Below are 13,837 nucleotides of genomic sequence, written 5' to 3' on the forward strand. Positions count from 1 at the left end.
ACGTGTCCCAGACAGCGTCTCCACCCGCACCCTCCTCCACCGCGACCAGCGCACCGACCGCCGCTGAACTGGTGGACTTCGTCCGCCGCGCGGCGGCGGACGAGCAACTGATCGCCACCCTGCCCCTCGACCCCGAGGGCCGTACCTGGCTGCGGCTCGACGGGCCGGGCGGCAGCGAGGCCTGGCTGATCGGCTGGCCGCCCGGCACCGGCACCGGCTGGCACGACCACGCCGAGTCGTTCGGGGCCTTCGCCACGGCCGGGGGCGAGCTGACGGAGCACTCCCTCGCCGTGCGGCTTCCGGCGAGCGGTTGGAAGACCCTTGAGCTGAACGAGGGCGTGGACCGGGAACGACAGGTGGCAGTCGGTCAGTCCCGCGCGTTCGGCAAGCACCATGTGCACGAGGTGCTGAACGAGTCGGACACCGAGCATGCCGTCTCGGTGCATGCGTACTTCCCGCCGTTGCCGCTGCTCAGGCGCTTCAGCCGGTCCGGTGCGGTCCTGCGTCTGGAGCATGTCGAGCGTCCGGAGGACTGGCAGTGAGCACGGGCAGGCCGATCGGCATCGACGAACTGCTGGAGCAGGTGCGCGAAGGGTACGAGCGCATCGGACCGCAGCAGGCCTATGACGCCGCCGCGGCCGGGGCGCTCCTGGTGGACATCCGCTACCAGGCGCTGCGCGAGCGGGACGGGCTGATCCCGGGCGCTCTGGTGGTGGAGCGCAATGAGCTGGAGTGGCGGCTGGACCCGCAGGGGAGCCACCGAGCCGCCGAGGCGGTCAGCCATGACCTGCATGTCGTGGTGGTGTGCAACGAGGGATACGCCTCCTCCCTCGCAGCTGCTTCTTTGCACCAGCTCGGACTCCACCGCGCGACCGACCTCGTCGGGGGCTTCCAGGCGTGGAAGGCCGCGGGGCTGCCGGTCGCCCGGTAGGTACGCCGGCGGGGTTGGTCACTGCGCCCGCGGTGGCCACCCGGTCGCTCCGTGCGCGCGGGGCGGGGGGACGGTGCGGTGTGCGGCGCGCGCTACAGAACGCCACCCGGTCCCTGCGACCGCCCTCGCTCCCGGCCCTAGAAGCCGATGTCGTCCAAGTCGTCGGTCTGCTCGCCCTCTTCTTCCAGGGCACGCTTGACCACCCGCAGGGCCATGCCCTCGGAGTACCCCTTGCGGGCGAGCATGCCGGCCAGGCGGCGCAGGCGTCGGTCGCGGTCCAGACCGCGCGTGGCCCGGAGCTTGCGGGCCACCAGCTCCCGGGCCGTCTCCTCCTCCTGGTCGGAGTCCAGCTGCCCGACCGCCTCGTCGATCAGCGTCGAGTCCACGCCTTTGGTGCGCAGCTCCCTGGCGAGTGCCCGCCTGGCAAGGCCACGGCCGTGATGGCGTGACTCCACCCAGGCGTCCGCGAAGGCCGCGTCGTTGATCAGTCCCACGTCCTCGAAGCGGGACAGGACCTCCTCGGCCACCTCCGGCGGGACCTCACGCTTGTGCAGCGCGTCCGCGAGCTGCTTGCGGGTGCGCGGGGTCCCGGTGAGCAGGCGCAGGCAGATCGCCCGCGCCCGCTCGGCCGGATCCTGGGGCGACAGCTCCTTCTCGGCCCTCGACGAGTCGGCGCTGTCGCCCGGCCATTCGGTTCGCCGGGCCACGCGCTAGCCCTTGGCCGCCGCCGTCTTGGACGCCTTGGCCTTCGAGGCCGGTGCGGGCACCGACTTCGCCGCGTCGTCCGACGGGGCCGCCCCGCCTGCCGCGTCCGTGCCGGGCTCCGCCGCGGGGGCCTCCGGCCTGACGCCGACGCCCAGCTTCTCCTTGATCTTCTTCTCGATCTCGTTGGCGAGATCGGGGTTGTCCTTGAGGAAGTTGCGGGCGTTCTCCTTGCCCTGGCCCAGCTGGTCGCCCTCGTACGTGTACCAGGCGCCGGCCTTGCGGACGAAGCCGTGCTCCACGCCCATGTCGATCAGGCCACCCTCGCGGCTGATCCCCTGGCCGTAGAGGATGTCGAACTCGGCCTGCTTGAAGGGCGGCGCGACCTTGTTCTTCACAACCTTGACGCGGGTGCGGTTGCCCACCGCGTCCGTGCCGTCCTTGAGGGTCTCGATGCGACGGATGTCCAGACGCACCGAGGCGTAGAACTTGAGCGCGCGACCACCGGTTGTGGTCTCCGGCGAGCCGAACATCACGCCGATCTTCTCGCGGAGCTGGTTGATGAAGATCGCGGTGGTCTTGGACTGGTTGAGCGCGCTGGTGATCTTCCGGAGCGCCTGGCTCATGAGCCGGGCCTGAAGACCCACGTGCGAGTCACCCATCTCGCCCTCGATTTCCGCGCGCGGCACCAGGGCCGCGACGGAGTCGATGACGATCAGGTCGAGCGCGCCGGAGCGGACGAGCATGTCGACGATCTCGAGCGCCTGCTCACCGTTGTCCGGCTGGGACAGGATCAGGTTGTCGATGTCGACGCCGAGCTTCTTCGCGTACTCGGGGTCGAGAGCGTGCTCGGCGTCCACGAAGGCGACCTGACCGCCGGCCTTCTGCGCGTTGGCCACGGCGTGCAGCGTCAGGGTCGTCTTACCGGAGGACTCCGGTCCGTACACCTCCACCACGCGGCCGCGCGGCAGGCCGCCGACGCCGAGGGCGACGTCGAGCGCGGTCGACCCGGTGGGGATGACCTCGATGGGCTCGTTCGGCCGCTCGCCCAGGCGCATCACGGCACCCTTGCCGAATTGCCGTTCAATCTGTGCGAGCGCGGCGTCGAGCGCCTTCTCGCGGTCGGTTCCTGCCATGGGTTCCACCCGATTTGCTTGAGTCGATCGCTTCACGTCAAAGACGCTAACCCCTGCCACTGACAATGGGCCCCGCCGTCCGTCCAACCTGTGGATAACTCGGGAGACCGCGCGGGAATCCAGGGCCGGAACCCCATGAGAATGGATGTTCGATTTTGGTGTCAAGCGCACCACGCAGACCGTCACTTGCGGCCGCGACCGGGTGTCCTGTGCCATCGGACCTTGATCATTGCCACCGAACCTTGATGATCATTAGGTTGGTGCCATCGAAGTTCGAGTGGCACGGGGTGCCCGCGTGCCGGGGGTGGCGGTGGGGAAGCTCGCGGGTGCGTACGCGGATCCGACTGTTGGAGCGTTTGACCTTGGCTCCTGTGAAGGCGGCGTCCGGGTGCGACGCCGCTCCGGTCCTACTGGGACATCCGGTTCGAGCAGGTGACTGCGGGCCGGGACCAGCGACGCGCGTGCCGCCGATGCCGCAGGATGTCAGAAAGTGAGCAGACAGATGCAACCGACGTTCGTACTGGTTCACGGAGCCTTTTCGAACTCCTTCTCATTCGCACCACTCCAGGCCGAGCTCGGCCTCCTCGGACACCGCTCGGTCGCCGTCGACCTGCCCGGCCATGGATTCCAGGCGACCTACACGCGCGCCTACCAGACCCCACAAGATCTCGAAGGGCTCGCCACGGCACCCGGCTCGATCAAGGGCGTCACGCTCGCCGACAATGCCGCGCACCTGATCGGGACCCTCGAAAGGGCCAAGCAGAACGGGCCGGTGATCCTCGTCTCCCACAGCCGCGGCGGCATCACGGCCACCGCGGCGGCCAACGTACGGCCGGACCTGATCGACCGCATCGTCTACGTCTCGGCTTGGTGCCCTGTCGATCTCGACGTCAACGACTACTACGCCGAGCCGGAGATGGCCACGGTCGACGCCGCTTCCCTGGGCCTGGCGCTGGCCGGGAACCCTGCCGAACTCGGTCTGCTCCGCGTCAACTTCCGCACCGCGGACCCGGACGCCCTCGCGGCCTTCAAGGCGGCCTTCCTCGCTGACGGCACCGACGAGGAGTTCCTGACCTTCCTGAACACCTTCCAGCCCGACGAGAACCTGGACGTCGGCACCTCCACCGATCGGGCACAGGCCGAGACCTGGGGCCGCATCCCGAAGACCTACGTCCGCCTGGCCGACGACACGAGCCTGCCGCTCGCCATACAGGACCGGCTGATCCGCGAGGGCAACGCGCTGAGGCCGGACAACCCGTACGACGTCCGCACCCTTGACGGCAGCCACCTGAAGTGGCTGGTCGACCCGGCACCAGCGGCCCGAGTCCTGGGTGAACTCGCAGCACTGGCGGGATAGCCGGGGGCAGGAAGAGCACGACCCGATGGCGACATCAAGGCCACGGCGGACTGCTCCATGCCGCCGTGGCCGGCTCAAACCTCGATGACACACGCTCAAGGTTCAGTGTCACAGGACACCGAGGCATACCCCGGCCGACGAGGACCACGGAGGCTCCGGCTCGACGGTTGCCCGTCCGAGTCACGTGGCATGACGGCCGCCCTGCCGGTGACGTCCTCAGGTCTGCTGCGCTTCGTTCGGACCGCTGTCGGCGGTCTCCGGCACAGCCGCCGTCCCCGCCGGGGCGGCCGGGTCGCGCAGCAGACGTCGCATCCGCGCGAGCGCGCGCCCCGCGCGCGGCCGGTGATGGCCCTGCACCCGCGGGTCGTCGGTCACGTCGTACCGTCTCACGTACGCGCCCAGGAACGCCTGCAGCGTCGCGACCGCCGGGATGGCGATCAGCGCACCGACCGCACCGAGCAGCGCCGTACCCGCGACGACCGACCCGAAGGCCACGGCGGGGTGGATGTCGACGGTCTTGGCGGTGAGCTTGGGCTGCAGCACGTAGTTCTCGAACTGCTGGTAGACCACGACGAACCCGAGCACCCACAGCGCGTACCAGGGGTCGATCGTGAAGGCGATCAGCATCGGCAGCGCGCCTGCCAGATACGTGCCGATGGTGGGGATGAACTGCGAGACGAGCCCCACCCAGACCGCGAGCGCGGGGGCGTAGGGCACCTCGAGGATCTCCAGCAGGATGTAGTGCGCGATGCCGGAGATCAGCGCCATCAGACCGCGCGAGTACAGATACCCACCGGTCTTGTCGACCGCGATCTCCCAGGCCCGCAGCACCTCGGTCTGCTTGGCCGGCGGCAGTACGGAGCACAGCGCGCGGCGCAGCCTGGGCCCGTCGGCCGCGAAGTAGAACGAGAAGAGGAAGATCGTCAGCAGCTTGAACAGCCCGCCGAGCACGGTGGCGGAGACGTCCAGCACCCCGCTCGCACTGTTCTGCACGTACTTCCGCAGCCAGTCGGACCGCAACAGACTGTCCTGGACCTCGACCCGGGAGAGCTCGGTGTGGAAGGTGTCGTTGATCCAGCGGATCACCGAGTCGAGGTACTTGGGGAAGTCCTCGACCATGTCGACGATCTGGCCGGCCAGCATCGAGCCGAGCAGGACGACGAAGCCGGCGCTCGCGATCAGCACGGCGAAGAAGACCAGGAAGGTGGCCAGTCCCCGGCGCATGCCGCGCGCCGCCATCCGTCCCACGGCAGGCTCGATGGCAAGCGCGAGGAAGAACGCGATCAGGACGTTGATCAGCAGTCCGATGAGCTGGTGGAAGGCCCAGCTGCCGAGCTGGAAGCAGGCGTAGAGCGCCAGGGCTAGGACCATGGCGCGCGGCAGCCAGCGGGGCATCCGGACGGGGCCGGCCACCCCGTTCCCGTGCCGGGGCGGCGGCACGCTGGGCGGTGCGGTCGCCGTGGCGGTGTCCCGCGCCGTCGTCTCGGGGGCGGTTGCGTCCTGGGCGGTCTCGTCGGTCTGGGCCACCCGGCAAGTGTCGCCTACCTGAGTGGCGGCAAAAGGTCCGCCCCGTGACTCATCGCTTGTCGGCAGGGATACCCACGGCGGCGCAGACCCCGCGCCACACGTCCTTGGCCTCCCAGCCCGCGGCGAGCGCCTGGTGGACCGTACGGCCGCCGAGCTCGGACATCACATGGTCACGCGCGAAGGAGTCGGCGTACGCCGGGCCGAAGTGGTCCGCCATCCGCTCCCAGAAAATCGTCAACCGCATGAACTCAGTATCCCGCCCCTGAGAGTGCAGCCCTGGCCGTCCTGCTTGCCGGACGCCGTTTCCGCCCTACGGTCGGAACATGGCCGGAACCGGAGCAACCACAGCGCCCTCTCACCCGTCCCCCCTCGCCCGCGCGGAACGATTCATCTGGCTGACAGCACGCGTGCTCGAGCAGCGGCGGTTCGCCTACCACTTCCTCCGGGGCAGCGCGGATGCCGTGGAGAGCGCCCTGACCGCGTATCTCAACGAGGACAGCGGCTACGGGCACGCCCTCGAGCCGGATCTGCGCGGCCCGGTGAGCCAGCCGTTGCACACCGCGTACGCACTGCGCGTGCTCGACTCGATCGGCCGCTGCGACGGTCTGCGCATCGAGCGGATGTGCCGCTACCTCACGGATGTGTCGACGCCGGACGGCGCACTGCCGGCGATCCATCCCTCGCAGCGCGGCTACCCTGCCGCCCCGTTCATCCCCATCGTGGACGACCCGCCCGGCGAGCTTCTCGCGACCGGGCCGGTGGTCGGTCTGCTCCACCGCAATCAGGTCTGGCACGCGTGGCTGTTCCGCGCCACTGACTTCTGCTGGGCCGCGGTGGACGCGCTCGAGAAATCGCATCCGTACGAGATCGAGGCAGCAGTCACGTTCCTCGACGGCGTCCCGGACCGGGTGCGCGCCCAGGCCGCGGCGGACCGGCTCGGCCGGCTTGTGCGGGAGCAGGGCCTGGTGGTGCTCGACCCGGACCGGGCCGCCGAGCAGCCCGTCCCTCCCGGCTACGCGCCGGGCGAGCACCACTTCGCCTACCACTTCGCCCGCACGCCCGAATCGCTCGCCCGCCGCTGGTTCACGGACGAGGAGATGGAGCGTTCGCTGGACCATCTGGCCCGGCAGCAGCACGAGGACGGTGGCTGGCCCATCACCTGGCGCGAATGGACGCCCGGGAGCGCACTGGAGGCGCGGTCCATCGTGACCGTCGAGGCGCTGCGCACGCTACGGGCGCACGGCCGCGCCATCGGCTGACCGCCTCTCGGATCAGCCGCCCAGCGCCCGTACGCCGGCGGTGACGGCAACCGCCGCCCCGACGACCACCAGGAAGGGTGCGCGCACCACCAGGGCGACCGCCGCGGCCGCGACCCCGGCGGCCCGGGCGTCGAGGACCAGGGCGTTGTCCACGCTGAAGGTCTGCTGCGCGGTGAGCGCGGCCAGCAGGGCGACGGGCAGCAGGGCAGCCAGCCGCTGGACGAGCGGACGCTCCAGGGTGTCGGCCGGCACCAGCAGGCCGACGAGCTTCACCAGGTAGCAGCCGACAACAGTCGCTGCGATTGCGATCCAGATGCTCATCGGCCCTCACCCTTCGTCCGTCCGGCCTTCGCCTCGTCCGCGCGGACCTTGCCGTCCGCCCCGCGGCCCTTGAGCCACAGCACCGCGGGGGCCGCCAGCGCGGCGACCAGAACCGGTACCCCGGCGGGCAGTACCGGCAGGAAGCCGAGCCCGAGCAGCACCGCGAGGGCGGCCACCGAGCGCTCCGTGGCCGTACGCAGCATGGGCGCGAGCAGCGCGAGGAAGACCGCGGGGCCGGCCGCGTCCAGACCCCAGGCGTCGGTGTCGCCGAGCGCCTCCGCGCCGAGCGCCCCGAGCAGCGTGGTCAGGTTCCACAGCACGTACAGCGTGAGGCCGGTGACGGTGAAGCCGAGCCGGGCGCTGCGTCGGGTGGGCTGCGCGAGGGCGACCGCGGTGGTCTCGTCGATGACCCAGTGCGCGGCGAAGGGCCGTACGAAGCGGGGCAGGGCGAGCAGTTGCGACAGACGGAGCCCGTAGAACGAGTTGCGTACGCCGAGGAAGAACGCGCCCGCGGCGGCGGTGAGCGGGTTGCCTCCCGCCGCGAGTGCCCCGACCAGTGCGAACTGCGAGGCGCCGGTGAACACCAGCAGGCTCAGCGCACAGGTCTGCAGGAGCGTGAGTCCGGAACCCGCGGACGTCACGCCGAAGGCGAAGCCCGACAGGCCGACGGCGATGCCGACGCCGAGTGCGTCGCGTACGACGGCCGAGTCCGCCTTGGACACCGGCTCCGCCACAGGCGTCGGCGACCCTGCGGGTATCTCTGGTTGCACTGTCTGTTCTGCCACGTCCGCGACGCTACGCAGGAGCGCCGTCGCCGGTCTTGTACGTTCTTGCGCGCTCCTTGCGGTACGCCCCCGGCGGGACGCCGACGATCCGGGTGAAGTGCCGGTTCAGATGAGGCTGATCGGTGAAGCCGACGGCGACCGCGGCCTCGGCCGGTGCGACGCCCGAATCCAGCAGGCGGCGCGCGCTGCGCACCCGAGCGTCGGTGAGCCAGGTGTGCGGTGGCAGTCCATAGCTGGCCTTGAAAGCGCGCAGCAGGGCGAACGGGCTGGTGTCCAGTTCCTGTGCCAGCTCCTCCAGGGACGGCGGCTCGGTCATGCGTTCCTCGAGGAGCTGCCTGGCGAGCGCCGCGGTTGGTGCACCGGACTCCGTGGGTGTACGGGCAGGCAGCGAGCGGCCGTGCCGGCGCAGCAGCCGGGCGACGGCGATCCGCAGCAGGCTGTCGGCCGCGAGCGCGTTGCCCTCCTCGGCCGCGCGGTGCACCTCGTGCACGAGGCGGGCGGTGTCGGGGTCCTCGACGATGGTCTCGGCGAACGCCGCGGTGCCGCGCAGGGTGGTCGTCTCCGCCGCGATTGAGGCGATCAGCTCCGACGACGGGTAGAGGGTGGAGTACACCCAGCCTTCGGGCACCCCGGCACGGGCCGAGTGCGGCACCTCGGGGTTGATCATGACGACGGTGCCGGGTCTGGCCTGGATCGTGCCCTCCGGCATGACGACGTCCTCGATCCCGCGGCGGACCGCGCCGAGGACGAACCCTTCATGGGTGTGACGGGCGAATGAGTGGCGCACGTACCGGGCCCTGAGCAGATCGAGACCGGGTACGCCCGGGTACTGCCAGTGCCGCGCCCACTCGCCCTTCCGGTCCGCCGCCCCGTCCGTGTCCATACAGACCATTCTGCGCCCGCCCGCCGGGCCGCCTGCAGTCCGTCCAGGTGGTGGACACGCAGAGTGGGCAGGCGTCGTCCGGCGCCGGAATCGCCGGCGGGCTTCCGTTGTCAGTGGCCGGGTGCACGATGGGGGACATGGCCAGGACTGCGCTCGACCTCTTCTCCCCCGCGACCCGAGGCTGGTTCACGGGGGCGTTCAGCGCGCCCACCGCCGCGCAGGAGGGAGCCTGGCGGGCCATCGGGGAAGGCTCGGACGTCCTGGTCGTGGCGCCGACCGGATCCGGCAAGACGCTGGCAGCCTTCCTGGCCGCCCTCGACCGGCTCGCGTCCACGCCGCCGCCCGCGGACGCGAAGGCACGCTGCCGGGTCCTGTACGTGTCGCCGCTCAAAGCGCTCGCCGTGGACGTGGAGCGCAATCTCCGCAGCCCGCTGACCGGTATCCGGCAGGAGTCCGTGCGCCTCGGGCTGCCGGAGCCCGACGTCCGGGTCGGCATCCGCTCTGGCGACACCCCGGCCGCCGAGCGCCGGTCGCTGGCCACCCGGCCGCCGGACATCCTGATCACCACGCCCGAGTCGCTGTTCCTGATGCTCACCTCCTCCGCCCGGGATGCGCTGGCGGGTGTCGAGACGGTGATCCTCGACGAGGTGCACGCCGTGGCCGGGACCAAGCGCGGCGCCCATCTCGCGGTGTCGCTGGAGCGGCTCGACCAGCTGTTGCCGCGACCGGCCCGCCGGATCGGGCTGTCGGCGACGGTGCGGCCGGTGGACGAGGTTGCGCGTTTCCTCTCGCCTCAGCGCCGGGTCGAGATCGTCCAGCCGCCCTCGGGCAAGGAGTTCGACCTCTCCGTGGTCGTACCGGTCGAGGACCTGGGTGAGCTGGGCGGCTCCCCCGCCACCGACGCGTCCGAGGGCGCTGGGGAGAAGCCGTCGATCTGGCCGCACGTCGAGGAGAGGATCGCCGACCTCGTCCAGGCGCACCGCTCGACGATCGTCTTCGCCAACTCCCGCCGGCTCGCGGAGCGGTTGTGCAACCGCCTCAACGAGATCGCGTACGAGCGGGCCACGGGCGAGGCGATGCCCGAGGGAGCCCCGCCGGCCGAGATCATGGCGCAGTCCGGCGCCGCGAAGGGAGCGCCGGCGCTGCTCGCCCGCGCGCACCACGGCTCGGTCTCCAAGGAGCAGCGTGCCCTGGTCGAAGAGGACCTGAAAGCCGGCAGGCTCCCCGCGGTCGTCGCCACCTCCAGCCTCGAGCTGGGTATCGACATGGGCGCGGTGGACCTGGTCGTCCAGGTCGAGTCGCCGCCTTCCGTGGCCTCAGGGCTGCAGCGGGTGGGCCGCGCCGGGCACCAGGTGGGCGCCGTCTCCACGGGCGTCGTCTTCCCCAAGTACCGCGGCGACCTCGTGCAGGCAGCCGTGGTCACCGAGCGGATGCGCACCGGCTCGATCGAGTCGCTGCGCGTCCCGTCCAACCCCCTGGACGTGCTGGCCCAGCAGTTGGTCGCCATGGTCGCCATGGACACCTGGCAGGTCGACGACCTGCTCGCACTGTCCCGCCGGGCGGCCCCGTTCGCGTCCCTCCCGGAGTCGGCCTTCACCGCCGTCCTCGACATGCTCGCCGGACGCTATCCCTCCGACGCGTTCGCCGAGCTGCGGCCCCGTGTGGTGTGGGACCGCGTCGCCGGTACGGTCACGGGCCGGCCCGGTGCCCAGCGCCTGGCCGTCACCTCCGGGGGCACGATCCCCGACCGCGGCCTGTTCGGAGTCTTTCTCGCCGGCGCCGATCCCAAGAAGGGCGGCGGCCGGGTCGGTGAGCTCGACGAGGAGATGGTCTACGAATCCCGGGTGGGGGATGTCTTCACCCTGGGAACCACGTCCTGGCGGATCGAGGACATCACCCGCGACCGGGTGCTGGTCTCCCCCGCCCCCGGCGTCCCGGGCCGGCTGCCGTTCTGGAAGGGCGACCAGCTGGGCCGACCGCTGGAGCTGGGACGGGCGGTCGGCGCGTTTCTGCGCGAGGTCGGGGGCCTGTCCGACGAGGACGGCAGGCTGCGGCTGCTCGCCGCGGGTCTGGATGCCTGGGCGGCCGACAACGTACTGGCGTATCTGGACGAGCAGCGCCGCGCGTGCGGTCATGTCCCCGATGACCGCACCATCCTGGTGGAGCGGTTCCGCGACGAGCTCGGTGACTGGCGGGTCGTGATCCACTCCCCGTTCGGCGCTCAGGTGCACGCCCCGTGGGCGCTCGCGCTGGGTGCCAGGCTCGCCGAGCGCTACGGCATGGACGCGCAGGTGATGCACGCCGACGACGGCATCGTGCTGCGACTGCCGGACGCCGATCTGATGGGCCTCGACCTGCTCGACCAGGATCCGGTCCATCTGGACACGACGTTCGACAGCGAGCAGGCACCGATCGGCGCGGCGGACGCACTCTTCGACAAGGGCGAGATCGACCACATCGTCACGGACCAGGTCGGCGGCTCCGCGCTGTTCGCCTCGCGCTTCCGCGAGTGCGCCGCCCGTGCGCTGCTGCTACCGCGGCGCACCCCCGGAAAGCGCACACCCCTGTGGCAGCAGCGTCAGCGCGCCGCCCAACTGCTTCAGGTTGCGAGCGAGTTCGGGTCCTTCCCCATCGTCCTCGAGGCGGTCCGCGAATGTCTCCAGGACGTCTTCGACGTCCCCGGACTCACGGAGCTGATGGGTGACATCGAGTCCCGCCGGGTCCGCCTGGTCGAGGTCACCACCCAGGAGCCTTCCCCCTTCGCCCGTTCACTGCTCTTCGGCTATGTCGCCCAGTTCCTGTACGAGGGGGACTCGCCCCTCGCCGAGCGGCGCGCCGCGGCACTCTCGCTGGACTCCCGGCTGCTCGCCGAGCTGCTGGGCCAGGCCGAGCTGCGGGAACTGCTCGACGCGGAGGTGCTCAGCGAGCTGGAACGCGAGCTGCAGTGGCTCACGGACGACCGGCGGATCAAGGACACGGAGGGCGTCGCCGATCTGCTGCGGGTGCTGGGTCCGCTCACTGATGCAGAGCTGATCGAGCGCGGCAGTGAGGCCGGGTGGGCCCAGGAGCTGGCCGGGTCGCGGCGGGCCATTCGCGTGCGGATCGCGGGCGCGGACCACTGGGCCGCGGTCGAGGATGCCGGCCGGTTGCGGGACGCACTGGGCACGGCGCTTCCCGTCGGGGTCCCGGAGGCGTTCACCGAGCCGGTCAAGGACCCATTGGGCGACCTGCTCGCCCGGTATGCGCGCACACACGGACCGTTCACCTCGGCGCAGGCAGCGGCCCGCTTCGGGCTCGGCGCGGCAGTCACGGACGGGGCCCTGCACCGGCTCGCGGCAAGCGGCCGCGTGGTTCAGGGCGAGTTCCACCCTTCCGGCATCGGCCAGGAGTGGTGCGACGCGGGCGTACTGCGCCGGCTGCGCCGCCGGTCGCTGGCTGCCCTGCGCCACGAGCTGGAGCCGGTTCCGCCCGCCGCGCTCGCCACCTTCCTGCCGCAGTGGCAGCACCTGGGCAGCAACAGCCTGCGGGGCATCGACGGACTGGCCCGTGCCGTCGAGCAGTTGCAGGGTGCCGCGGTGCCCGCGTCCGCTCTCGAGAAGCTGATCCTCCCCTCCCGGGTCACCGGCTACGCCCCCACCCTGCTCGACGAACTGACCACAACGGGGGAGGTTCTGTGGGCAGGCGCCGGAGCGCTCCCGGGCAAGGACGGCTGGGTCTCGCTCTATCTCGCCGACGCCGCACCCCTGTTGCTTCCCTCGCCCCACCCGCTGGAGCTGACCGCCCTCCACGAATCGGTCCTGACCGCGCTCTCGGGCGGGTACGGGCTGTTCTTCCGCCAGATCGCCGACCAGGTCCGCGCCACCACCCACCCGGACGCCACCGATCCCGAACTGGCCGACACCGTCTGGGATCTCGCCTGGTCCGGTCGGCTCACCAACGACACCCTGGCCCCGCTGCGTTCGCTGCTCGGCTCCGGCCGCACGGCGGGCTCCACGGCACACCGGGCGAAGCGCACGGTACCGAGGGGGCGTTACGGCAGCCTCACCGCCGCCGCCCGGCCCGTGTCGCGGACGGGGCCGCCGACGGTGAGCGGCCGCTGGTCCCTGCTGCCGGCGGCAGAACCCGAGCCGACCCACCGGGCGCACGCTCTCGCCCGTACGCTCCTGGACCGCCATGGCGTAGTGACCCGCGGCGCTGTCGCAGCCGAAGGGGTCGAAGGCGGCTTCTCCGCCACGTACCGCATCCTGTCCGCCTTCGAGGACAGCGGACAGGCTCGCCGTGGCTATGTCATCGAAGGGCTGGGGGCAGCCCAGTTCGCCATGGACGGCGCCGTCGACCGGCTGCGCGCGGCGGCCACCGCCCGGGATCGCGCGGACGGGCAGAGCGCGCCACGCGCCATCGTGCTGGCCGCCGCCGACCCGGCCAACGCCTACGGTGCAGCGCTGCCGTGGCCGGAGCCGCCGACGGGCGCGGGCCACAAGCCGGGGCGCAAGGCGGGCTCGCTGGTGGTCCTGGTCGACGGCGAGCTGACGCTCTACATGGAGCGGGGCGGCAAGACGCTGCTGTCCTGGGCGACGGACGAGGAGTCGCCGGCACTGCACGCGGCGACGGAGGCCCTGGCGACGGCGGCGCGTGGGGGTGCGCTCGGCTCCGTCACGGTGGAGCGGGTGAACGGCACGCCGGCCCTGACGTCTCCGCTGGGCCGCGCGCTGGAGACGGCGGGCTTCCACGCCACTCCGAGGGGGCTGCGACTGCGTCCCTGACCACCTCAGCGAGGCCTTCCCCGACCCGCCCCTCCCCCAGCGGCGGCCCCGCCGCCGGCGCTCTGTCCCCCGCCGTACTCGGTGGCGGGCCCGCCGTTCGCCGGACGGCCCACCGGCCGTCCGTGCGGCAGGGGCCGGGAAGGCAGGGCCGGGAAAGCACTCCCGCGCAGCGA

Annotated in this window: 12 protein-coding genes; 5 read left to right on the forward strand and 7 right to left on the reverse strand. The window is 71.6% G+C overall.

The window, feature by feature from the left end:
- Positions 1–2: 2 nt before the first annotated feature.
- Together OHS70_RS09550 and OHS70_RS09555 are read left to right on the forward strand one after the other, a co-directional pair.
- Entirely contained in the window at positions 3–542 is a 540-nt protein-coding gene (locus tag OHS70_RS09550; RefSeq protein ID WP_328395686.1) for a cysteine dioxygenase, read from the forward strand.
- Entirely contained in the window at positions 539–931 is a 393-nt protein-coding gene (locus tag OHS70_RS09555) for a rhodanese-like domain-containing protein (RefSeq protein ID WP_328395688.1), read from the forward strand. Before OHS70_RS09550 ends, OHS70_RS09555 begins: the two co-directional genes overlap by 4 nt.
- Before the next feature lie 137 nt (positions 932–1,068).
- Here the strand turns inward: OHS70_RS09555 and recX are convergent, their stop codons facing one another.
- Positions 1,069–1,638 carry a recombination regulator RecX gene (gene recX, locus OHS70_RS09560; RefSeq protein WP_328395690.1) on the reverse strand — a complete coding sequence of 190 codons (570 nt, stop codon included), beginning with the start codon at positions 1,636–1,638 and terminating at the stop codon, positions 1,069–1,071.
- A gap of 3 nt (positions 1,639–1,641) precedes the next feature.
- The gene (gene recA / locus OHS70_RS09565) at positions 1,642–2,769 is read right to left on the reverse strand and encodes a recombinase RecA (RefSeq protein ID WP_328395692.1); all 1,128 of its coding nucleotides are present in this window, start codon (positions 2,767–2,769) and stop codon (positions 1,642–1,644) included.
- 502 nt (positions 2,770–3,271) lie between these two features.
- On the opposite strand from recA, the gene OHS70_RS09570 reads away from it, so the two are divergent.
- Positions 3,272–4,126 carry an alpha/beta hydrolase gene (locus OHS70_RS09570; RefSeq protein ID WP_328405520.1) on the forward strand — a complete coding sequence of 285 codons (855 nt, stop codon included), beginning with the start codon at positions 3,272–3,274 and terminating at the stop codon, positions 4,124–4,126.
- A 216-nt stretch (positions 4,127–4,342) separates the two neighbouring features.
- Here OHS70_RS09570 and OHS70_RS09575 read toward each other — a convergent pair whose 3' ends face one another.
- A complete protein-coding gene (locus OHS70_RS09575; protein WP_328405522.1) occupies positions 4,343–5,521 on the reverse strand; it encodes an AI-2E family transporter in 1,179 nt (392 codons plus the stop codon).
- A 181-nt stretch (positions 5,522–5,702) separates the two neighbouring features.
- Positions 5,703–5,897, reverse strand: a complete 195-nt coding sequence (locus tag OHS70_RS09580) for a DUF3046 domain-containing protein (RefSeq protein WP_328395694.1) — start codon at positions 5,895–5,897, stop codon at positions 5,703–5,705.
- 79 nt (positions 5,898–5,976) lie between these two features.
- Here OHS70_RS09580 and OHS70_RS09585 point away from each other — a divergent pair, with 79 nt between their 5' ends.
- Positions 5,977–6,912, forward strand: a complete 936-nt coding sequence (locus OHS70_RS09585) for a hypothetical protein (RefSeq protein WP_328395696.1) — start codon at positions 5,977–5,979, stop codon at positions 6,910–6,912.
- Between the two features lie 12 nt (positions 6,913–6,924).
- Here the strand turns inward: OHS70_RS09585 and OHS70_RS09590 are convergent, their stop codons facing one another.
- The 3 genes from OHS70_RS09590 to OHS70_RS09600 are packed head-to-tail and all read right to left on the reverse strand — an operon-like array spanning position 6,925 to position 8,901.
- Positions 6,925–7,233 carry an AzlD domain-containing protein gene (locus OHS70_RS09590; protein WP_328395698.1) on the reverse strand — a complete coding sequence of 103 codons (309 nt, stop codon included), beginning with the start codon at positions 7,231–7,233 and terminating at the stop codon, positions 6,925–6,927.
- Complete coding sequence (locus OHS70_RS09595) at positions 7,230–8,018, reverse strand: AzlC family ABC transporter permease (protein WP_443062587.1); 789 nt, start codon at positions 8,016–8,018, stop codon at positions 7,230–7,232. The genes OHS70_RS09590 and OHS70_RS09595 overlap by 4 nt, the downstream gene beginning before the upstream one ends.
- Before the next feature lie 10 nt (positions 8,019–8,028).
- Positions 8,029–8,901 (reverse strand): AraC family transcriptional regulator, encoded by an 873-nt coding sequence (locus tag OHS70_RS09600; protein WP_328395700.1) that lies wholly within the window; start codon positions 8,899–8,901, stop codon positions 8,029–8,031.
- Between the two features lie 137 nt (positions 8,902–9,038).
- Between OHS70_RS09600 and OHS70_RS09605 the strand changes: the two genes are divergently transcribed.
- A complete protein-coding gene (locus OHS70_RS09605; protein WP_328395702.1) occupies positions 9,039–13,664 on the forward strand; it encodes an ATP-dependent helicase in 4,626 nt (1,541 codons plus the stop codon).
- Positions 13,665–13,837 lie beyond the last annotated feature (173 nt).

The organism is Streptomyces sp. NBC_00390 (assembly GCF_036057275.1).
Taxonomy (GTDB): Bacteria; Actinomycetota; Actinomycetes; order Streptomycetales; family Streptomycetaceae; genus Streptomyces.

Bases quoted from the DNA above. Each gene is read 5' to 3' on its own strand.
- OHS70_RS09585 (WP_328395696.1), top strand. From the start codon at position 5,977: ATGGCCGGAACCGGAGCAACCACAGCGCCCTCTCACCCGTCCCCCCTC.
- recA (WP_328395692.1), bottom strand. From the start codon at position 2,769: ATGGCAGGAACCGACCGCGAGAAGGCGCTCGACGCCGCGCTCGCACAG.
- OHS70_RS09590 (WP_328395698.1), bottom strand. From the start codon at position 7,233: ATGAGCATCTGGATCGCAATCGCAGCGACTGTTGTCGGCTGCTACCTG.
- OHS70_RS09580 (WP_328395694.1), bottom strand. From the start codon at position 5,897: ATGCGGTTGACGATTTTCTGGGAGCGGATGGCGGACCACTTCGGCCCG.
- OHS70_RS09575 (WP_328405522.1), bottom strand. From the start codon at position 5,521: ATGCCCCGCTGGCTGCCGCGCGCCATGGTCCTAGCCCTGGCGCTCTAC.
- OHS70_RS09600 (WP_328395700.1), bottom strand. From the start codon at position 8,901: ATGGACACGGACGGGGCGGCGGACCGGAAGGGCGAGTGGGCGCGGCAC.
- OHS70_RS09605 (WP_328395702.1), top strand. From the start codon at position 9,039: ATGGCCAGGACTGCGCTCGACCTCTTCTCCCCCGCGACCCGAGGCTGG.
- OHS70_RS09570 (WP_328405520.1), top strand. From the start codon at position 3,272: ATGCAACCGACGTTCGTACTGGTTCACGGAGCCTTTTCGAACTCCTTC.